26 protein-coding genes and 1 tRNA gene are annotated in these 17,760 nt (G+C 35.4%); 17 read left to right on the top strand and 10 right to left on the bottom strand.

Annotated elements, in window-relative coordinates; all coding sequences use genetic code 11:
• Positions 1-6: 6 nt before the first annotated feature.
• Together BMS_RS14810 and BMS_RS14805 are read right to left on the bottom strand one after the other, a co-directional pair.
• Positions 7-1,062 carry a radical SAM protein gene (locus BMS_RS14810; protein WP_157765824.1) on the bottom strand — a complete coding sequence of 352 codons (1,056 nt, stop codon included), beginning with the start codon at positions 1,060-1,062 and terminating at the stop codon, positions 7-9.
• Between the two features lie 112 nt (positions 1,063-1,174).
• On the bottom strand, positions 1,175-1,519 hold the full coding sequence (locus BMS_RS14805) for a hypothetical protein (protein WP_014245633.1): 345 nt from the start codon (positions 1,517-1,519) through the stop codon (positions 1,175-1,177).
• A gap of 128 nt (positions 1,520-1,647) precedes the next feature.
• On the opposite strand from BMS_RS14805, the gene BMS_RS14800 reads away from it, so the two are divergent.
• The 3 genes from BMS_RS14800 (at position 1,648) to BMS_RS14790 (ending at position 6,027) form a co-directional block, all read left to right on the top strand.
• Positions 1,648-2,661: a zinc-dependent alcohol dehydrogenase gene (locus tag BMS_RS14800; protein ID WP_014245632.1), complete on the top strand. Its 1,014-nt coding sequence runs from the start codon at positions 1,648-1,650 to the stop codon at positions 2,659-2,661.
• 11 nt (positions 2,662-2,672) lie between these two features.
• Entirely contained in the window at positions 2,673-4,607 is a 1,935-nt protein-coding gene (locus tag BMS_RS17200) for an aminotransferase class I/II-fold pyridoxal phosphate-dependent enzyme (RefSeq protein WP_014245631.1), read from the top strand.
• 142 nt (positions 4,608-4,749) lie between these two features.
• A complete protein-coding gene (locus tag BMS_RS14790; RefSeq protein ID WP_157868299.1) occupies positions 4,750-6,027 on the top strand; it encodes an SGNH/GDSL hydrolase family protein in 1,278 nt (425 codons plus the stop codon).
• Here BMS_RS14790 and BMS_RS14785 read toward each other — a convergent pair whose 3' ends face one another.
• Positions 6,028-6,522, bottom strand: a complete 495-nt coding sequence (locus tag BMS_RS14785) for an elongation factor P hydroxylase (RefSeq protein WP_014245629.1) — start codon at positions 6,520-6,522, stop codon at positions 6,028-6,030. It lies immediately after the preceding gene.
• A gap of 88 nt (positions 6,523-6,610) precedes the next feature.
• Between BMS_RS14785 and BMS_RS14780 the strand changes: the two genes are divergently transcribed.
• Together BMS_RS14780 and BMS_RS14775 are read left to right on the top strand one after the other, a co-directional pair.
• On the top strand, positions 6,611-7,336 hold the full coding sequence (locus BMS_RS14780; RefSeq protein WP_014245628.1) for an acylneuraminate cytidylyltransferase family protein: 726 nt from the start codon (positions 6,611-6,613) through the stop codon (positions 7,334-7,336).
• A 32-nt stretch (positions 7,337-7,368) separates the two neighbouring features.
• Positions 7,369-7,875, top strand: a complete 507-nt coding sequence (locus BMS_RS14775; RefSeq protein ID WP_044557682.1) for a cupin domain-containing protein — start codon at positions 7,369-7,371, stop codon at positions 7,873-7,875.
• 68 nt (positions 7,876-7,943) lie between these two features.
• Here the strand turns inward: BMS_RS14775 and BMS_RS14770 are convergent, their stop codons facing one another.
• The gene (locus BMS_RS14770; protein WP_014245626.1) at positions 7,944-8,414 is read right to left on the bottom strand and encodes a Rha family transcriptional regulator; all 471 of its coding nucleotides are present in this window, start codon (positions 8,412-8,414) and stop codon (positions 7,944-7,946) included.
• A 397-nt stretch (positions 8,415-8,811) separates the two neighbouring features.
• On the opposite strand from BMS_RS14770, the gene BMS_RS14765 reads away from it, so the two are divergent.
• From BMS_RS14765 to BMS_RS18005, 5 genes are all read left to right on the top strand, one after another.
• A complete protein-coding gene (locus tag BMS_RS14765) occupies positions 8,812-9,126 on the top strand; it encodes a hypothetical protein (RefSeq protein WP_014245625.1) in 315 nt (104 codons plus the stop codon).
• Between the two features lie 11 nt (positions 9,127-9,137).
• Positions 9,138-9,425: a helix-turn-helix transcriptional regulator gene (locus BMS_RS14760; RefSeq protein WP_014245624.1), complete on the top strand. Its 288-nt coding sequence runs from the start codon at positions 9,138-9,140 to the stop codon at positions 9,423-9,425.
• A gap of 178 nt (positions 9,426-9,603) precedes the next feature.
• A complete protein-coding gene (locus tag BMS_RS14755; RefSeq protein WP_014245623.1) occupies positions 9,604-9,963 on the top strand; it encodes a polymorphic toxin type 50 domain-containing protein in 360 nt (119 codons plus the stop codon).
• Between the two features lie 7 nt (positions 9,964-9,970).
• Complete coding sequence (locus tag BMS_RS14750; protein ID WP_044557680.1) at positions 9,971-10,492, top strand: hypothetical protein; 522 nt, start codon at positions 9,971-9,973, stop codon at positions 10,490-10,492.
• Positions 10,493-10,720: 228 nt separating this feature from the next.
• Positions 10,721-10,864: a DUF7683 domain-containing protein gene (locus BMS_RS18005; RefSeq protein WP_014245620.1), complete on the top strand. Its 144-nt coding sequence runs from the start codon at positions 10,721-10,723 to the stop codon at positions 10,862-10,864.
• Positions 10,865-10,965: 101 nt separating this feature from the next.
• Here the strand turns inward: BMS_RS18005 and BMS_RS14745 are convergent.
• Positions 10,966-11,042: transfer RNA gene (locus BMS_RS14745), tRNA-Ile, on the bottom strand.
• A 79-nt stretch (positions 11,043-11,121) separates the two neighbouring features.
• On the opposite strand from BMS_RS14745, the gene dapF reads away from it, so the two are divergent.
• A complete protein-coding gene (dapF, locus tag BMS_RS14740) occupies positions 11,122-11,913 on the top strand; it encodes a diaminopimelate epimerase (RefSeq protein ID WP_044557679.1) in 792 nt (263 codons plus the stop codon).
• Here the strand turns inward: dapF and BMS_RS14735 are convergent.
• Positions 11,893-12,282 (bottom strand): VanZ family protein, encoded by a 390-nt coding sequence (locus tag BMS_RS14735; RefSeq protein WP_014245618.1) that lies wholly within the window; start codon positions 12,280-12,282, stop codon positions 11,893-11,895. The genes dapF and BMS_RS14735 overlap by 21 nt on opposite strands.
• A 46-nt stretch (positions 12,283-12,328) precedes the next feature.
• On the opposite strand from BMS_RS14735, the gene BMS_RS14730 reads away from it, so the two are divergent.
• The 5 genes from BMS_RS14730 to BMS_RS14710 all read left to right on the top strand — a co-directional run bounded on the left by BMS_RS14730 (position 12,329) and on the right by BMS_RS14710 (position 15,238).
• Entirely contained in the window at positions 12,329-12,757 is a 429-nt protein-coding gene (locus BMS_RS14730) for a hypothetical protein (RefSeq protein ID WP_014245617.1), read from the top strand.
• Positions 12,758-13,519, top strand: coding sequence for a TlyA family RNA methyltransferase (locus BMS_RS14725; protein ID WP_014245616.1), 762 nt, complete (start codon positions 12,758-12,760; stop codon positions 13,517-13,519). It abuts the gene before it with no gap.
• Between the two features lie 9 nt (positions 13,520-13,528).
• A complete protein-coding gene (locus BMS_RS14720) occupies positions 13,529-14,074 on the top strand; it encodes an LOG family protein (protein ID WP_014245615.1) in 546 nt (181 codons plus the stop codon).
• A 90-nt stretch (positions 14,075-14,164) separates the two neighbouring features.
• Positions 14,165-14,662, top strand: a complete 498-nt coding sequence (locus BMS_RS14715) for a c-type cytochrome (protein ID WP_044557678.1) — start codon at positions 14,165-14,167, stop codon at positions 14,660-14,662.
• Between the two features lie 42 nt (positions 14,663-14,704).
• Complete coding sequence (locus tag BMS_RS14710) at positions 14,705-15,238, top strand: gamma carbonic anhydrase family protein (protein ID WP_044557677.1); 534 nt, start codon at positions 14,705-14,707, stop codon at positions 15,236-15,238.
• On the opposite strand, the gene BMS_RS14705 is transcribed toward BMS_RS14710, so the two are convergent.
• The 3 genes from BMS_RS14705 to BMS_RS14695 are packed head-to-tail and all read right to left on the bottom strand — an operon-like array spanning position 15,235 to position 16,667.
• Positions 15,235-15,702, bottom strand: coding sequence for a DUF1499 domain-containing protein (locus BMS_RS14705; RefSeq protein ID WP_014245613.1), 468 nt, complete (start codon positions 15,700-15,702; stop codon positions 15,235-15,237). The two genes, BMS_RS14710 and BMS_RS14705, sit on opposite strands and share 4 nt — an antisense overlap.
• 2 nt (positions 15,703-15,704) lie before the next feature.
• A complete protein-coding gene (locus tag BMS_RS14700) occupies positions 15,705-15,998 on the bottom strand; it encodes a DUF2288 domain-containing protein (protein ID WP_014245612.1) in 294 nt (97 codons plus the stop codon).
• A gap of 27 nt (positions 15,999-16,025) precedes the next feature.
• On the bottom strand, positions 16,026-16,667 hold the full coding sequence (locus BMS_RS14695) for a lysophospholipid acyltransferase family protein (protein ID WP_014245611.1): 642 nt from the start codon (positions 16,665-16,667) through the stop codon (positions 16,026-16,028).
• 160 nt (positions 16,668-16,827) lie between these two features.
• On the opposite strand from BMS_RS14695, the gene BMS_RS14690 reads away from it, so the two are divergent.
• A complete protein-coding gene (locus tag BMS_RS14690; protein WP_014245610.1) occupies positions 16,828-17,406 on the top strand; it encodes a YceI family protein in 579 nt (192 codons plus the stop codon).
• A 13-nt stretch (positions 17,407-17,419) separates the two neighbouring features.
• Here the strand turns inward: BMS_RS14690 and BMS_RS14685 are convergent, their stop codons facing one another.
• Positions 17,420-17,701 carry a hypothetical protein gene (locus BMS_RS14685; RefSeq protein WP_014245609.1) on the bottom strand — a complete coding sequence of 94 codons (282 nt, stop codon included), beginning with the start codon at positions 17,699-17,701 and terminating at the stop codon, positions 17,420-17,422.
• Between the last annotated feature and the right edge of the window lie 59 nt (positions 17,702-17,760).

Raw genomic sequence — 17,760 nt, 5'->3', positions numbered from 1 at the left:
ACTTCCTTATTTGGGATGGTGATCGCCCTTACAACAACTTCTACATTCTTCTATGAAAGGCATTTGAGAATCCATATATTTCAAAAAACTCTTCACTTTCTTCTGTCCTAAAACCTTTCTAACGTCGTAATTGACGTCTCTGATATTTCCAAGATTATAGGTGATACATGAAGTAAGTTGTCCATCGTAGTGGAGAAAGTATTCACTCCAGTGTCTATTGCAGTTTTTTACTCCAAAATTATTTTGATTATCTAAATAGTCGAGAATCATTTCGTCTTTTGGAAGTCGTGGATCTAGACCGATGAACATCTTAGATTTCTTCTTATATTCAATAATATATTTAAGTGTTTCTTTGACGCCTGCTTTAGACTCTTCTGGATACTCAAAAGTATTTCCTTCAAATCCTGAAATCAAGTTATAGTCACTAAAGGTATCAAAAACCATTCTATTCTTATTATTATAAACTAGGCAGAACTGTATATTCTCAACACCAAGATCATTCTCTGCAAAATCTAAGAGAGCTGGAATATCTTTATAATTATCTGGAGTAATAACTGTCTTTATACAAGTTATAGGGTATGTTGCACCTCTTTGCTTTTTTCTATTTTGCATGTAGCGAAGCATATCTGTGGCGCGCTTGAATGTTCCTTCTTTTCCACGAAGCTTATCGTGGAAAACTTCCATGCCGTCTATTGATGTCATATAGTAGGTGATTTTTTGATCTATAAAACGGTCAATATGAGACTCTGTCATCGTTGTTCCATTCGTAATGATGGAAATTAGCCTCTTTTTTCTAGACATATATTCAAGTAAGGGGAGCATGTGCTTAGAAAAGAATATTTCTCCTCCACAAAAATCTATAACTGTATTTCTAGGAATTGTATCAACGATCTTCTTCCATTCATCAAAGCTAAGCGAATTGGGCTCTGGAGTATTTAGTGCATCTTTTGTATAGCAGTGCGGACAAGTTAAATTACACTTCTTTGTAATGTAGACAGATAGACGAAGTGGGGTAAATGGAAAAATTGGATGCAACCATTTTGCGGCAAACCCAAACATCATAGAATAGAGGTTAAAGAGTGGCCTTAATAGGTGTTTTATATCCAAAGTCATAAGTTTTAAAATTCTACCTTGGGACTAGAAACAAGTAAAGGATTCTAGTTATTTCCATGAGTTAGTGGTTTGAAGATAGATATTCCTCAATTTTATCTAAAACGATTTGTGGCACTTGCTCGAGTTCAGAAACCATGAGAATTTGGCCTTCTTGATTATGCTGAAATTTTGCAAAAAACTTATCTGATCTCAACTCAGCGCTTTCAAAAGTTCTAACAAAAATATCGTTGTCATTAACTCTTTCACTCTTTGAAGATAAGAAAGTCAGCTCTTCAACCTCTCTTGTTGCCGAGTTTATTTTGACCCATAAGATCTTCCCGTCATTCTCACTCGAGAGCTTAAGCTCAGTAACAATAACGTTTTCATTAAAGAAGTAGTTTAAAAGTTCAAATTCTGTATTTCTCATTAGGTTAGTCTAATTCAAATCTTGTGAAAAATCTAATTGAACAATGCCCATAAAAATTTCAAATTATTTATGGAAACTGCTAGACTGTAAACCATGCACTTTGCTGAGTTGAATTAAGGGGTTGTAAGATGAAGAGATGGATCTACAGATTTAAAAGTAATACATTTCAGATTGAAAATAGAGATAAGCCTCTTAAAGTAAATGGTGATGAGGTTTTAGTAAAACCTATCTCTGTTGGTTTCTGTGGCTCGGATTTATTTGCGATTAGATATGGAGGGAGCAATCCCCCTGTTGGTCACGAATGGGTTGGAGAGGTAATAGAAATAGGAAGTTCTGTAGAAGATTTAAGTGTAGGCGAATATGTCACATCATCAGCAAATTACTGCTGCCAAAAGTGTGAGAGTTGCATTTCAAGAAATTGGAGCAATTGTACAGAGAGAAAGCTTTTAGGCTCAGGAGAGGTAAGTGTATTATCCAATAGAGTGAAAATTCATTTTAGCGATATCGTTAAACTCCCTCAAGACCTTTCTATTAAGGCACTTACTTTACTTGAAGTTGCTTTTATAGGTGATTTATCTTTTTATAAGGCGAAAGAGGCTGGTCTTAAAAAAAGTGATAAGATCGTAATCTTTGGCGCTGGACCAATTGGAATATTTTCTTACCTTGCCCTCAAGCATAGGGGATATAATGCTACTATTGTCGAGGTTAAGAGGGAGAGAATTAAGCGAGCGAAAGGTTTGGGAATAGATATACAAAACTTTGCACCCTTTCTTATCTCGGGAAAGAATTTTGCAAAGTTTGATACAGCTATAGACTGTACAGGCAACGGTGATGGAGGGGTAGGTGTCCTGCCTAAGATACATATGTTCACAAAGAAAGAAGGGCTAATTGTTGTCGTTGGTAAATATTACGATGCAAAGATAGATAATAATTCAATGCACGGAAGAAGCTTGACGGCGACCTGGTTAGGTAGTCATAAAGTTGAAGACTTTCGTAAATCTGTTACTTTCTGGGCACCTATTATTGAAAGGTATTCAGAGAAAATGGTTGATACCTTTAAGTTTGGAAATATTAACAAAGCTTTTGAGTTTGCAAAAAAAAGAGTTGGCCTAAAGGCCATGTTGATAAATGATGATAGGTGATTTAGGTCGTAATGAATAGTAAGCACCCCTTAGTTATTGAAATAGAGATAAATTCGGGATGTAACCTTTCATGTTCATATTGTCCAAATTCACTAGAAAACTATGCCTCTAACTTTGAAATGGAAGAAAGTGTATATTCCTTATTGCTGAGCCAGTTAAAAGAGAATGGATTCAAAGGTAAGTTAGCATTTGATTTTTATAATGAACCTATGATGGCAAAAAACTTTAATTGGTTTGTAAGTGAAGCGAGAAGGGTTTTGCCAGATTCTTTTTTAAGCTTATATACAAATGGGACGCGGATAACTTCAAAGGATAAACTGCAAGAAATTTTAGACTTAGGACTCGGTGAGATTGTTGTAACAAAACATGAGCAAGTAAAGAAGTTACCTCTTGAAAACTTTTATAAAGACCTAGAGGAGCAAGTAAAGTCAAAGATTTCATTGCGTGGCTTTGGAGATTTAACTTTAACAAATAGAGGTGGTTCTTTAGATTTGGAAACCTCTATTGATTCTTCAAATTTACCCTGTAGTGTGCCGAGCTTAATGATGACAGTGACCTATAGCGGTGAAGTTCTATCATGCTTTGAAGATGCTTATCGAAAAAAATCACTTGGAAATATAAAGAACAAAAATATAATTGATATTTGGAATAGTAATGAAGCATGTCAGTTCAGAGAAGATTTATTAGCGGGAAAGAGGGAGCTACATAGCATTTGCAAGAATTGTAGTCGCGTAGACTTCTCTGAAGGGAAAGAGAAAATGGAAAAGCACTTTATTGATCAAGAAGAAGTTGATGCCGTTGCAGAAGTTTTAAAATCTGGAGAGTTATTTAGATATCAAAAGCAGGACGGTCTTTGTCGAAAGTTTGAAAAAGCATTAGCAAGTAAGTTTGGTGTAAAATACGCTCATCTTGTGACAAGTGGTACGAATGCTCTTGTCTGTGCGCTCATCGCATCAGATATAGGAGAAGGGGATGAGGTCTTAATTCCATCCTATACTTTTATTGCTACTGCTAGTGCAGTATTAATGGCCGGTGCAATTCCTGTCGTATGCGAGGTTGATGACAATCTTCAATTGGACTTAAATCACGCCAAGGAAATTATTTCAGATAGAACTAAAGGGTTAATCCCTGTTCACATGGATGGGATTGCTTGCGATATGGACGCCTTTGTTAAGTTTTCAAAGGATCATAATCTTAAGTTAATAGAGGATGCCTGTCAGTCCTTCGGAGGAAAATATAAAGGTAAGTACTTGGGAACTTTTGGTGACTTTGGCTGCTTCTCATTTAATAAAGATAAGATAATAACCTCGGGAGATGGAGGTATTGTTTTAACTAATGACCGAGAAATGTATGAGAAAATCTGTTGTATTTCTGATGGTGCTTTCAGTATTAGTCCACATCATGAGAACTTCTTCACCGACTTTAACCCTGTTTTGGGTTACTCGATGCGTGTGAGTGAAATTACTGGTGCAATTTTAAATATACAGCTTAAGAAGTCGGAGATGATTCTTCTTAAGTACAGAGAAAGAAAAAAAATATTATACGACGCTTTAAAAGAAGTAGATGGAATAAAAATTCAAAATGGGCATGATGTAGAAGGAGATTGTGGAATAACTATTTACCTTTCTTGTAAGGACGCAAATATGTGCGCGTCCATAGGAAAAGCCCTGCGCAATAGAAGAGTTGCAGCGATCCCACCATCAATGAGACCTGGTCATGTGGTTTGGAAGTGGGGGAAAATGCTTACTAAAGAAGCTTTCTTTGATAAGCGTAGAAACCCATACTTAAAGACAGACAAGCAATATAATTATGCAGTTTTTAATTTCTTGTCATCAATGGATAAAGTTACAAAAACTCTTAGGGTGGAAGTAGATATCCATTGGACAATAGAAGAAACCTTTAAAATTGCAGAGTTAATTAAAGATTCTATAAGGACTGTTAAATAAACCTTGAATATTTAGCATTATTCTTGAAAAAAAATAACTTCCTCTTTAAAATTTATTTAAAATAATTTTTAGGGAGAAGTTTATCTCATCATTTCTTAAAAGCATTTTGGTCAAGTGTTCGCTATTTTCAATTAGCTTGATTTTGACCATTTCAGTAGTTGAGCTGGGTCTTAGAGGTCTTGGACTAGTTATTCAAACTGGTAGAGAGGCTAGTTTTGAAGATGGGAAAACAGTCGATCGTGATTCAAAAGTAAATTTAAGAAAAGAGTTGAAAGCAGATAAGTGGGTACTTGCTCTTGGTGACTCTCTTACAAATGGAAGTAATGTTTCAGTAAATGAAACCTATCCTTTTAGATTATTTCATAAAGAAGAAAATAGAATTTCAGATAATAAGGTACGTTTTAATATTTTAAATCACGGTATTTGTGAATCAACAACTTATCAATCGTTAAAGCAGTTAAAAGATATTTTAAAGAAATGGAATCGAGTTCCTGATATTATCATCTACTTAGGGGGAGCTGCCGATTTATTTAGCCCTATCTCAGCCCTACAGCAAGAAAAAGTTGGAGAGATCGTAGAGGATATAGAGGAGCATGCTCCAAGCTTTATTAGAGGGCTAAGAATTTATAAAATATACAGAGGAATTAATTTAGCTCTAAAGGAGAGTTTCCTTCATAATTCAACTTTAGATATTACTGAAGATGAGCTTAGAGATTGGGATCCTGAAGTAGCACAAGTTTTAGATTTTTATCTTACAGGAGACGTTGAGGCGGCAGAGAAGTTTGTGACAGACAAGGGGTTAGAGGTTCCTCCTGTAAAGCTAGAAACGATACTTAATGCAGTCGTCGATAGACTTTTCATTGCAAGTAAGCAGTCGAGAGTAATCGAAGAGACATTAAAATTCTTAGAGAAGCATCCTGAATTGTTTGAAGGATTTGGACGTTACCCTCTTCATAGAATGACTATGGCATATGACTTTCAGTCTAAATATACGGCACATGATATTGCTAAGAGATTATTGAAGATTGCTCATCAAAGCCCTAATGTATTACAAACCGAACTCTATCAAAAGTATGCAACTCTCTTTACTGAAAGAGAGAAGTCAATTCAAAGAATAAATAGATTGAGAATTCAAAATATAAGAGAGTTGGCTGAGATAAGTAAGGCCAATGGTATAAAGTTAATATTGCAAAACTACCCCGAGAACTTTACAGATGCAAATATCGCCCTAGAGCAAGTTGCAAAAGAATATGGGTTACCACTTGTCGATAACAATACGGTATTTAATGAGTTAATTGAAAAAGGGAATAATGATCTCTTTAGAGAACATGAGCACCCTAGTCCTGAAGGTTACAAGTTAATGGCCAGCAATGTTTGGAAAGTGTTAAAAAAAGAGATTCAAGTAGATAAACCTAATTAATCACTTTTGATAGAACTGCTTAAGCGCCTCTATAAATAGCTCGGCTCTTCTTGGGAACTTCGTCCGAGAATAAGCTTTAAATTGTTTATTGATATTAAAAATGAATTGGCTTGGATCATGATCTTTGAGTGAATGATTGTCCGTACTTGGTTTAAAGGGATAAGTGCATGCTATACAAAAGGCTTTCTCAATGGCCTGAGGCTTTACTTCAACCTTTTCAAAGAGAGCTTGTTTCTCTTTATCTCTATCATCGGGAGAGTACCAATAACCATAGTCATCGAGCTTTCTTCTCTTATCTCCAGCAAGACACCAGTGTGCAATTTCGTGAAGACCTGATGCAAAGAAATCTTCTCTAGAGAAAATAATATTCTCTAGTCCCTTTTCTGGAGCAGCTTGATAAAAAGGTTCATGGTGACCAAACTCAAGTCTAGTTTGATACTCCTCTCTAAAGGTTTTGTGAAAAATGCTTTGTAGATCTTCTATTTTAAACTTCATACTTACAGTTTATATACTTTAATTAAGATTGATATGTATATGACATTTTGCTTTGTCAGTGTTTTAATATTTTAAAAGGAAAGGCCTAATGACTAGAAAGAGAAAGATTATTGCAATGGTACCGGTAAGATACGGTAGTACGAGAGTGAAGAAGAAGAATCTACGTTTAATAGATGGAAGACCCCTGGTCTCTTACGTTCTTGAAGCCCTTTCTAAAACAACTATTTTTGATGAAGTGTACTTAAACTCTGAACATGAAATATTTGAAGAAATAGCACATGAGTATGGAGCAAAGTTCTATAAAAGAGAGGCGCACCTCGCTTCTAATACGGCCACGAATGATGAATTCGCTTATGACTTTATGAAAAATACTGACGGAGATATTCTAATTCAAGTACTGGCAACTTCACCTCTTGTTACACCTGAAGAGATTGAGGACTTTGTTAGCGAAATGATTAAAGATGAAAAAGATATTTTGATTTCAGTAGAGAGAAATCAAATTTCAAACTTCTATCAAGGAAAGCCATTAAACTTTAATCGATTAGAAAAAAATCCACTCTCTCAGAATATGGAGCCTGTCTTTACTTATGCTTCAGTGATGATGGGCTGGACGTATAAGAGCTTCATTGAGAATATGGAGAAGTTTGGATGCGCCTATCACGGTGGAGATAAAGAGTTTCATTTATATGAAGTAAATAGTTTGGCCACTATTGATATTGATAGAGAAGAAGACTTTCAATTGGCAGAAGCCCTGCTTGTTTCAAGAAAGCACATGAAGCCTGTAAAAATTCAGTATTACGGTGAATCTGAATAGTTAAAGCATTTCATTTATAAGGGATTTTGATTATGGAAAGGCCAGACTTCATACAAAACTGTGAAGACTTAAGATCGACTGAATCTTTTAGCTACCCAGGTGATAATGAAACATTTGTCACAGGGGCACACCTTGGCGAAATGTTGGGATTAAAGAAAATTGCAGTTAATTATCATATTCTTCAGCCTGGAGATCGTTCTTCTTGGCCCCATGCTCACAAAGAACAAGAAGAGTTTATTTTTGTATTAGAAGGAACACCACAAGTATGGATTGATGGTAAAGTCTTTGATCTGAAAAGTGGGGATTGTGTTTCTTTACCAGCAGGGACAGGGCATGCTCATAGTGTAATTAATAACTCTGAAGATGAAGTGAAGTTAATGGTTATTGGTCAAATAGAAGCTCCAGACGATAGGATTTTTTACCCTCTACACCCCGAAAGAAATAAAGAATGTGATGAAGATGGTTGGTTTTGGAAAGATCATCCAAAGCATAAGCTAGGTTCACATGATGGCTTGCCGGATAAGAAGAGACCAAAATAAAGATGTCTCTATATTTCAAGAGGCTTTTTCATTATGGTGGCACTTTATGAACTTGATGTCCTTAACTCTTAATCTTTCATTTGTTTTCTATAGTAACCCTTTAAAGCTCCAATTTGATTTTCATTAAGACCCTCTAGATATGTTTTTAATATAAAAAATCTGTATAAAATTTCAGCAGAGATTTTTCTTGCTTTAGGTGTATTGATATAGAGTAGAAGCAAGGTCAGCCCAAACTCCGTTATATCAACCTTTCTATATTCTCTTTCTCTTCCTTTGGGGCCTGATAAGTGATTATTTTCAATAAGATTTTTACACAACTCATATTTGAGTTCTGTACCAAGCTCCTTGTTACATTTATCTATTGCTCTTAGCACATTGTGATGTTTCATATCAAAATGTTCGGCTACTTTAAGTGAGTCTGTAACTGGACCAAAGGGAGTGTCCCTAATCCAAACATCTCCCATGACATGTTGGTTTACAAGGTCTTTTAGTCTTGGAGGTCTTGTCTCAAATGGTTTATCTATTCTAAAATTACTCATAAATTCTCCTTGTGAGAGTAATCTTATGAGGTATCAGGATTCATGGAGTTGGTAATTAGACTGTTCACTGTTGTGCCAAAGTTTTTCTTCTTTGAAACAAAAAAGCCTACTTCGAAGAATAGGCTTTTTCATTATGGTGGTCCATTCGGTTGCTAACGCGAACCCTGAACCCTGACGGCTTCAGTCCTTACTCGTAAGTCATTAATTTAATTTATGAAACTCTTCAATTTGGTTATCTTCCTCAGTGAAATTTGGTTGTGTTGGTGATGTCAATTAATGACTTTTCAGTTAGTTGTGAAATCAAAGAGATGCTGTGAGGAAGCACTCTAGGTTATGGTTATAATTACAGATGTGATATATCAATGCTGATATAATATCATTTTTGATATATAGTTAAGTGATGACGTGGAAGGTGTTAATCACAAAGAAGTGTGAAACAGAATATTTAAAGTTGTTAGACGAAGGTTATATTTCTGATGCTGAAAACGATATTATTGTAGATATCATTGAAGCGATGGAGGAGTATGGCCCTGAAGTTTTTAGTGATTATGTTTCTTATGACGTTAAAGACCATGATCTTGTTAGAGATAAAAAATGGTTAAAACATAAGTCTTGTTCATTTTCAAAAACTGGCAGACTTATTTATAGATATAACGAAGGAAAAATTGAAATAGCTATTGTGCAAATTACACCAGATCATGATTATAGCTAGGAGATGTTATTATGAAGAATGCAAAAGATGTAATTAAGAGAAGAGCCAAAAAAGAAACAGCTGGAGATATCTTAAAAAGATATCGTGAATCATTTGAGCTATCTCAAGCAGCTTTAGCTGAATTAATTGGAACTTCTCAAAATAATATTTCCGCTATTGAGAATGGTAAAAGAGAAATTGGTGTAAGCGTTGCGATTAAGCTTTGTGCAATCTTTCCTGTTACTCTTGAGAAGCTTTTGATTCCCCAGGGGTTAAAGAATCATCCTGATTTCTTGAAAACTCTAAGGAAAGCATCATAAAGCTATAGGGAAGGTGGAGCCGTAGAACCTTTAGTACCCCAAACGAAAAAAACCTGTCTAAGGCCAAGGGTTCAAGAGCTGTAAAGCAGTCTTTGAAGGTATCAAAGCTTTTTCTGATGCAGGAATTGATGCTATTAATGAATTATCCTCAGATCTTTGGGGTCGTGGAAAAACGATAGTGGCATCAGCTGTAAAACTTGGAGTGAAGTCTCCTAAAGTATTAAAGACATTTGCGAATACATCTAATAATATTAGTCAAAAGCAGTTGAGACATATAAGAGGAAATTCAAGATATAGAGGTGGTGGCTATATGGAAAGTGTTGAAGATGCTCAAGAGGTTTTAGATGCCTATAAGGGAGGAAATGCAACTTTTTTAGGTGTAACATCAAATGGTCATCAGGTTGTCAAGGTTACGAATGTTAAGGGAACGAATGTAAATCTTGGTGCTGGAGTTCAGGCACAGGAAACGAATGTTTTTATAATTAAAGGTTCAAGTAAACCTAGTGTTGTGCCAACTAATCCAAACTGGAAACCATAGAGGGAATATGATTAAAAATATTAAAATATTAGAAGGAAAAAATATTATTAAAGCTATTGGAGTTAAAGAGCCACTTTCTTGGGAAGATGAAGAAGAAACTGTGCCAATCTTTGGACACAAAGACCTTCCTTTTAGCCAACTTAGCGCTCTTTATTTATGGGCTCAAAATAATGAAGTCTATAAGTTAGCTACTTTTCAAAATGATGATATGTTCACTCTTGGATATATTGGAAATGTAAGTGAAACAGAATTAGAATTAGAATCTTTTGAGTCTAATGAGTTAATTGAATTGACGGGACAGCTTTCTGGTGAAGTAATTACCGTTGTACAAGAATATTTAAAGGATAATTTATTTAAAGTATTTTTAGAGTTTAGAGATAAAAGAGTAGGTCTTGCTTCTGGAGAAGTTGAACCGAGTGAGAATGAAATTTGTATTAGAGCGTTGGATGAGTCAATTTTGTTTTACGAAAAAGGGGAAGATCTCCAATTTACTGTTTTTAATGAATCTTATCCATTTAAACTTTTATAATAGTACCTTTTAAAAAAATTAAGATGGAAAAGGTTTCACGATGCTTTTAGTCACTACAAAATTCATGGAAGTGGCTTTCCTCAGATTAATAAGGCCGTAGATATGTAGAAACAGCGCATTCGTTTGGAATGAATCCACTGTGTGGAGCGTTGGCAGAAGTTAGATTACATAATGGGGATAAATTATTATATCACCCTGAGTCTAATACTTTTGTTAGCCTGACAAAAGATGTTTAATTTAGAGTCCAGTAATCCAATGTATGATTGCTATGAAGTAAGTACAGAACATGCTTTGTTTTTTAAAGAAAAAGTAGGAATTGAGTTTGATTTTAAAAAATATACATATTTTGTAGAATGTAATTTAATCGAGTAACTTAGTATAACTACTTATAAGTCTAACAATTTCAAGACAATCAGCTAATCTTCTATTTAAGAAACAAAAAAGCCCAATCCTAAGACTGGGCTTTTTCATTATGGTGGAGCATACAAGACTTGAACTTGTGACCACCCGGTTATGAGCCGGGGGCTCTAACCAACTGAGCTAATGCTCCTCATATTGGTTGTTTGGCTTTATAATATAAGTCGAAGTGCCTATAATGTAAATTCTGAAAATAGGCAAAAGGAATGACTATGAGCGCTAAGATTTCATTTGATAAGTACTGTGGAACAGGAAATGACTTTATTGTTTTGGACAATAGAACGGGCTCGTTTGATCAGCAAGATCAAGCTCTATGGCAGCGAATATGCGATAGAAGGTTTGGAGTTGGTGCAGATGGAGTTCTCTTCTTTAACAATAGTGATGAGTACGATTTTGAAATGGCCTATCTAAATGCAGATGGCGGAGAAGTTGGAATGTGCGGAAATGGTGCTAGGGTTTTAACTTCATTTGCTAAGAAAATACAATTCGATAAAACAGATTTTAAATTTAAAACAAGAGATGGTGTTTATAGCAGTAGTGTTCTTAAGTCAGGGCTAATTAAGCTTGAGATGACTCAGTTATCAGAAATAAACACTATAGACGTTAGTGATTTAATTACAAGTAAAGACTCCTTTTTTATGGATACAGGCGTACCTCATTGTGTGTACTTCCTTGATTCATTGGATAATATTCCTTTAATGGAGTGGGGAGCAAAGGTTCGTTACGACAAACGTTTCAGTGAGGGAGCGAATGCAAACTTTGTCGAGATTATCGATGAAGGTCACCTTAAAGTAAGAACTTATGAAAGAGGTGTTGAGGGAGAAACTCTTGCTTGCGGGACTGGGGCAACAGCTTGTGCTTGGGCCTACCGCGAACTCTATAAACAGATCGATCATATAAAGATTGATGTGCCAGGTGGAGAGCTTGAAGTCTTATTTGAAGATGGAAAAGTTTATTTAAGTGGAAAAGTAGAGAAAATATTTTCAGGCGTCTTTGAAGTTTAGAATTTTCTCTAGTTTAAATATTATTCCGGAGCAGTATCTTCCCACGATAAATGCGCCGGCAAGGATTCCGAGAGTATTGGCCAAGATATCCAGCATTTCAAAAGACCTATAGCCCGAAAAGTATTGAAGTACTTCAATAGTAACTCCCATTATAAAGAATATGAGAATGAGAGCTCTTAGGTTTTTAAGTTTTGTTATCTGCGTGAAATAGCTCGTTAAAGTGAAGTAAGCACTGAAGTGTAGAATCTTATCAAAGTGTTCAAATGGTGGAATAGAGGGTTCAGATTTTTTAAGGCAGAGATAGAATATTGCTGCAACATAGATAAGACCAAGAATTGTCCAAAATTTTATAAGTTTTAAAGATTTCATGTTTTATATTTTTGAGTTTTTAACATTTTGATAATAGACTAGCTCTATGCAAAATAAAAGTTATCTAAAAATTTTTATAGCTCTCACTTTGATGGTCCTGAGTTTTACATCGCAGGCAACTATTATTTTAAATCTTGGGATTATTCATAAGAAAGCACTGAGCGCCAGTGAGGGGCACATTCTTGTAAGTGAAGTTCATGAGATTAAAGAGTTGGAAAACGGAGAGAGCTTCTTTGTCACTATGAAAAATGGTGTAGGTGTTGAGTTTAAGGCCTTCTTTGTTCAAAACCTAAATGATTACGGACCGAGTCCACTGATTGCACTAACTGGAAAGATTTATAATTCTCAAGGTAATATTCTAAAGAGTATTACTGAAAATGATTTTACTATTCCACTAGATTCAGAAAAGGTTCTTGTCTTCGATGATAAAGCAGGACAAGAAGTTATTATTAAAATTGTTCCAAGACTACTCTAAATGAAAGATCGTGTTGATAAAGTTCTAGTGGCCACGGGGTTGGCCTCTACTCGCTCTCAAGCAAGTCTTCTAGTTAAAGAAGGTGTTGTTTATTATAATAATACTTTGGTTAAAAAAACTTCTCTTATTGTTGAGGGAGAGTCTCTCGAAGTTCGCAAAGATAATATCTTCGTTGGTCGAGGGGCCCACAAAATTGAAGGGGCGCTGGAAGAATTTAATGTTGATCCCCAAGGTATGATTGTTGCAGATGTGGGAGCTTCTACTGGTGGCTTCACTGATTATATTCTTCAAAAAGGCGCATCGAAGGTCTTCGCTATTGATGTTGGTCACGGACAGTTGGCCAAGTCACTTCGGGAAGATAGCAGAGTTATTAATATGGAGGGTGTAAATATCAGGTATGAGTTAGAGCTAGATGAAAAAGTAGATCTTGCTGTAGTCGATCTCTCTTATATTTCATTGAAGCTAACTCTCGATACAATACATTCTTTAGTTAAAGATAATGGAAGCATTATTGCTCTAGTGAAACCTCAATTTGAAGTCGGTAAAGAAAATGTTGGAAAAGGCGGAATCGTTAGAAGTGATGAAGCTAGATTAAATTCTTTAGAGAGTCTCTACGCCTGGTGTAGTGAAAAGAAATATTTTATTAAAGAAGCAATGGTTTCTCCCATAAAGGGAAAGACTGGTAATACTGAATACTTCTTTTACTTTGATAGATCTTTATCAGATCATGAACTTACTAAAGAAGAACTTAGAAATTTATAGGATATTAGAATGAAAAAAGTGTGCGTATTTTGTGGATCTAGTGCAGGAAAGGGTGATGCCTATAAGACAATGGCAGAAAATATGGGAGAAGTCTTAACTCAGAACAACTTTGGACTCGTCTATGGGGGAGCTTCAATTGGTGTGATGGGAACAATGGCCGATCAAGTTTTAGGTGCAGAGGGAGAAGTTTGGGGCGTGATGCCAAAGTCTCTAGTGGATTGGGAAGTGGCGCACAATGGACTAACTCACTTTGAAACAGTTGACTCGATGCATACTCGTAAGCAGAAAATGTATGACTGGTCAGACGCTTTTGTTGCAATGCCCGGTGGTTTTGGAACGCTAGATGAGTTGTGTGAAATATTAACGTGGGCACAGCTTAAGTACCATCAAAAGCCATGTTTCCTCTTAAACTTCAATGGATTCTTCGATCATTTGGTAAAGCATTTTAAGCATATTAACAAAGAGGGCTTCCTTTCGGATGAACATTTGAGCTTAATAACGGTTGTTGATTCATTTTCAGAATTAGAAAATGAGCTTAAAAAGTGCTTGGCCTAGGTGCGTAATAATTGCCAATAGTTGTGTGATAATATATACTTTCATCACTTAAAGAACCTATTTTGAAATTTTAATAAGTCTGGAGATCACATGGCTAGGTTGGTGACTTTCGCCGTAGTTTTAATTGCACTTCTCGTTGTAGCGAATCTTGATACTTTTAAGTCTGAAAAGGTGAACAACGAACCTTTTGATTTAAAGAAACAAGAACAAGCATATGCTGACCACTTGAAAACTTTAGAAGAACTTGAGCAAAAACGTCTTGCACTTTTACATCCTGTAAAAAAAGAAGAAGAAGTAGTTGAAGAAGGACCACTCGTTGTTCTTGATACTCCTCAACTTGTAAAAGGTAGTGAGTTATATAAGAGCTGTGTTGTTTGTCACGGTAAGAAAGGTGAAGGGAAGAAATCTCAAAAGGCTCCTCATATTGGTGGACAAATGGAATGGTATCTTGAAAAGCAATTAGCAGATATGAAGAGTGGAGCTAGAATTAATAAAGTGATGGATCCATACTTAAAGAAATTAGAAGCACAAGACTTTAAAGATCTTGCGGCCTATATTTCAAAACTCCCTTGGGGTGAAAAGAAGTAATTGTAAGCGGCTTTGTTGGCCGCTTTTTTTTGGTCTAAAATTATGCCTATCTATAAATTCGAAAATATTACACCGACAATTTCTAATGAATGTTTTATAGCTCCCTCTGCCGATATCATCGGTAAAGTGTGGATTGGAGAGAAGTCTAGCATTTGGTTTAGAACTGTTGTTAGGGGAGATGTTCAAGAGATTCATATTGGTAAATCAACTAATATTCAAGATCTCTGCATGCTTCATGTAACAGAGGAGTTGCCTTTAATTATTGGAAATGGTGTGAGTGTAGGTCATAGCGTAACACTACATGCTTGCACGATTGAAGATAACTGTCTCATAGGCATGGGCTCTACAATTTTAGATGGAGCAGTTATTGGAGAGAACTCATTAGTTGCAGCAGGTTCAATCGTTGCACCTGGAAAGAAGTATCCACCGGGAAGTTTTATTATTGGCTCTCCGGCCATTGTAAAAAGACAGCTCAACGAAGGTGAGTTAAAGCTTTATGGTGATCATTACAAGAGTTATGAGAAATATTCAAAGCAGTTCTTAGATGCAAACTGCTTTGAAAAAGTGTCCGATTAATAATCGTTTTGATGAAATTTAAACCTTATATTTTCTAGTAGTCTTCTACTATTTCCTAGATCGTAAGGAACGCCTCTCATTTCAGCTCTTATATAGATCGTCTTCTTATTGGTGAAGAAAAATTCTACATCAGTAATAAGCTTTCCATAGAGAGTTTGCTTGGCACGGATATAGTTTTCTGTACTATTCACTACATTAAGGTCTTTTTCTTTTAGAATGATTTTCATAATTTTTTCATATGCAATCTCTTTTGTGGCCACGACTTTTATTGGCTCTATAAATTGCTTCTCATCAGTAAGTTCTTTTCTAGAATTTACACAGCTCTTCTTATGACATTCTTTTAAACTAAATCCACTTCTTGTTCCAAAGTCTTTTACCGAGATACCTAATCCTTCGGGCTCTTTGTTATCAATACATGATGCCGTCAAAATCGCTGTGATAAGAATTAAAATAATTTTCTTCATTTCTATTCCTTTATTTCCTGTGCAATAACATAGGGCTGAATGATTAAAAACTTAAACCCTAGTTCAGGGTTCTCTTCCCAAGATTGAATCATCTCATCTGTTGGACGGATAAGTTTCTCACTCGTTAGCCAGGTCTTAACGTTTTGAACATCGTCGTTGGCTACAGCGACGCTGACATCAACGAGATCTAGCTCCAGATCTACAATTAAAAGTGCCTCACGTTTGTGGTGTTCTTCTAATAATGGCCAAGTGGCCTTTTCAATTTCATTTGTTAGTTTTTCTTTTAAATTTTCCATACGTTAAGAATACTCTAAGGTTGGGTTTCACGCAAAGCTAGAGGACACTTTTTCTTCATTTTCTCGCATGGTCTGCTGGAGAAGCTCTATCAAAGTGGGAATGTTATTCTTATCATAATTATTGGGAACGCTTATAGGCTCTCCGTAATGGATTATTATTTTACTGAACGGTTTAGGAACTCTAAATTTGTCCCACGCCTTTTCAAATGACCAGTAATTATTAGATGAGATGGTCATAGGGATAATTTGAACCTGGGCTTTCTTGGCCATTTCAAAGACACCGGGCTTTATATTGTAAAGAGGGCCTCGTGGCCCATCTATGGCAACCGCACTAGGTATCCCTTCTTTTAATAATTTTATAGAATTTATTAGTGCTTTAACTCCACCTTTAGATGAGCTACCTCTTACTGGAATATGTCCAAAGTTCTCACAAATATTCGCAACATATTCACCATCTTTAGAAGAGCTAATTATCATAGAAAATTTTTGATCTAAGTGAGAAAGAATAGAGGCCAGAATATTTTGATGCCAAAGTGCGAGTATAAAAGATTTGTGCTCTGAGTTTTCTATTGCGTCACTTATGTACTGCTCATTCCTATACTCAAACTTGTAAGTTAGCTTAACTAATCTTAAAGCAAGAAATATTATATAACACAGAACCCTTTGCATAAGTTACCTATATTATTGATGATTGGTCTCGTTTGACGTTGAGTAAAAGTATCTAACGAAATGAATGCTTTGTCATGTCTTTGCAAACTTATTCCAAAAGACTTGTTCTGTAATCAAAATGAAACTAGAATTTTTGAAATAATTTTTTAAGGAGAAGAAAATGAAAAAAATTATGACATTAATTATAGCATTGAGTACGTTCTCAATTTTTGCAGCAGACAAGAAGTTAGCAGTTGATACAAGCGCTTCAACACTTGAGTGGAAAGCGACTAAAGTGACTGGTGGACATAATGGAAAAGTAAAAATTAAATCTGGTTCATTAAACTTTAAAGATAGTGATCTTGTTGGTGGTGAATTTGTTATTGATATGACTACTATCTCTTGTGATGATATCGACAACCCTGAGTACAATAAGAAACTTGTTAATCACTTAAAGAATGATGATTTCTTTTCTGTAGATAAGTTTGATACTGCAAAGTTAGTAATCAAGTCTGCGAGACTTGGAAAAGGTGGACATTACGATGTTGAAGCCGACTTAACGATTAAAGGAATTACAAAGCCAGTAATGTTTAAAGCAAATGTTGAGAATAAATCAGGTGGAGCAACTGCTACTGCAAATGTAAAATTCAATAGAGCTCATTATGATATTAAGTATAAGTCAGGATCGTTCTTTAAAGATCTTGGTGATAAGTTAATTCACGATGATGTAGAAATGACTGTTAAGCTATCTGCCAAGTAATATTGATTGGCCCTCACTTAGTGTGGGCCATATCATTTTCTATCGAACGTTTCGCTCCCTCTTCATCTAATCCTAAATTCATATAGTACTCAAGTCCAAGCTCAGTTAGATTCTCAGACTTAGCTCTAAGGGCATCGAAGTACTTAACTTCTAGATTGTTGCGCTTAACTTCTCTCTTTCTAAAAAAAGGAAAAAGGGCGAAGACAATTACCATTACGGCCATCATGCTAAAAACGATCTCTTTTACACTCATTGTAAACCTTAAGTTGTTGGAAATATTGAGAAATATCTCCATATAATTACTTCATTTATATCAATAATAGTTAACATATCATTATTATTCGGATAAATCTC

Origin of the sequence: Halobacteriovorax marinus SJ (assembly GCF_000210915.2) — a bacterium.
Lineage (GTDB): Bacteria > Bdellovibrionota > Bacteriovoracia > Bacteriovoracales > Bacteriovoracaceae > Halobacteriovorax > Halobacteriovorax marinus.
This window is presented reverse-complemented; position numbering and strand designations above follow the sequence as displayed.

What these genes read in the sequence shown, in the direction of transcription:
- BMS_RS14810 (WP_157765824.1), bottom strand. Translation starts at nt 1,062, where the DNA reads ATGATGTTTGGGTTTGCCGCAAAATGGTTGCATCCAATTTTTCCATTT.
- BMS_RS14700 (WP_014245612.1), bottom strand. Translation starts at nt 15,998, where the DNA reads ATGGAAAATTTAAAAGAAAAACTAACAAATGAAATTGAAAAGGCCACT.
- BMS_RS14735 (WP_014245618.1), bottom strand. Translation starts at nt 12,282, where the DNA reads ATGAAATCTTTAAAACTTATAAAATTTTGGACAATTCTTGGTCTTATC.
- BMS_RS14690 (WP_014245610.1), top strand. Translation starts at nt 16,828, where the DNA reads ATGAAAAAAATTATGACATTAATTATAGCATTGAGTACGTTCTCAATT.
- BMS_RS14760 (WP_014245624.1), top strand. Translation starts at nt 9,138, where the DNA reads ATGAAGAATGCAAAAGATGTAATTAAGAGAAGAGCCAAAAAAGAAACA.
- BMS_RS14780 (WP_014245628.1), top strand. Translation starts at nt 6,611, where the DNA reads ATGACTAGAAAGAGAAAGATTATTGCAATGGTACCGGTAAGATACGGT.
- BMS_RS14725 (WP_014245616.1), top strand. Translation starts at nt 12,758, where the DNA reads ATGAAAGATCGTGTTGATAAAGTTCTAGTGGCCACGGGGTTGGCCTCT.
- BMS_RS14715 (WP_044557678.1), top strand. Translation starts at nt 14,165, where the DNA reads ATGGCTAGGTTGGTGACTTTCGCCGTAGTTTTAATTGCACTTCTCGTT.
- BMS_RS14805 (WP_014245633.1), bottom strand. Translation starts at nt 1,519, where the DNA reads ATGAGAAATACAGAATTTGAACTTTTAAACTACTTCTTTAATGAAAAC.
- BMS_RS14710 (WP_044557677.1), top strand. Translation starts at nt 14,705, where the DNA reads ATGCCTATCTATAAATTCGAAAATATTACACCGACAATTTCTAATGAA.
- BMS_RS14750 (WP_044557680.1), top strand. Translation starts at nt 9,971, where the DNA reads ATGATTAAAAATATTAAAATATTAGAAGGAAAAAATATTATTAAAGCT.
- BMS_RS14785 (WP_014245629.1), bottom strand. Translation starts at nt 6,522, where the DNA reads ATGAAGTTTAAAATAGAAGATCTACAAAGCATTTTTCACAAAACCTTT.
- BMS_RS14685 (WP_014245609.1), bottom strand. Translation starts at nt 17,701, where the DNA reads ATGGAGATATTTCTCAATATTTCCAACAACTTAAGGTTTACAATGAGT.
- BMS_RS17200 (WP_014245631.1), top strand. Translation starts at nt 2,673, where the DNA reads ATGAATAGTAAGCACCCCTTAGTTATTGAAATAGAGATAAATTCGGGA.
- BMS_RS14770 (WP_014245626.1), bottom strand. Translation starts at nt 8,414, where the DNA reads ATGAGTAATTTTAGAATAGATAAACCATTTGAGACAAGACCTCCAAGA.
- dapF (WP_044557679.1), top strand. Translation starts at nt 11,122, where the DNA reads ATGAGCGCTAAGATTTCATTTGATAAGTACTGTGGAACAGGAAATGAC.
- BMS_RS14720 (WP_014245615.1), top strand. Translation starts at nt 13,529, where the DNA reads ATGAAAAAAGTGTGCGTATTTTGTGGATCTAGTGCAGGAAAGGGTGAT.
- BMS_RS14695 (WP_014245611.1), bottom strand. Translation starts at nt 16,667, where the DNA reads ATGCAAAGGGTTCTGTGTTATATAATATTTCTTGCTTTAAGATTAGTT.
- BMS_RS18005 (WP_014245620.1), top strand. Translation starts at nt 10,721, where the DNA reads ATGTTTAATTTAGAGTCCAGTAATCCAATGTATGATTGCTATGAAGTA.
- BMS_RS14705 (WP_014245613.1), bottom strand. Translation starts at nt 15,702, where the DNA reads ATGAAGAAAATTATTTTAATTCTTATCACAGCGATTTTGACGGCATCA.
- BMS_RS14775 (WP_044557682.1), top strand. Translation starts at nt 7,369, where the DNA reads ATGGAAAGGCCAGACTTCATACAAAACTGTGAAGACTTAAGATCGACT.
- BMS_RS14730 (WP_014245617.1), top strand. Translation starts at nt 12,329, where the DNA reads ATGCAAAATAAAAGTTATCTAAAAATTTTTATAGCTCTCACTTTGATG.
- BMS_RS14800 (WP_014245632.1), top strand. Translation starts at nt 1,648, where the DNA reads ATGAAGAGATGGATCTACAGATTTAAAAGTAATACATTTCAGATTGAA.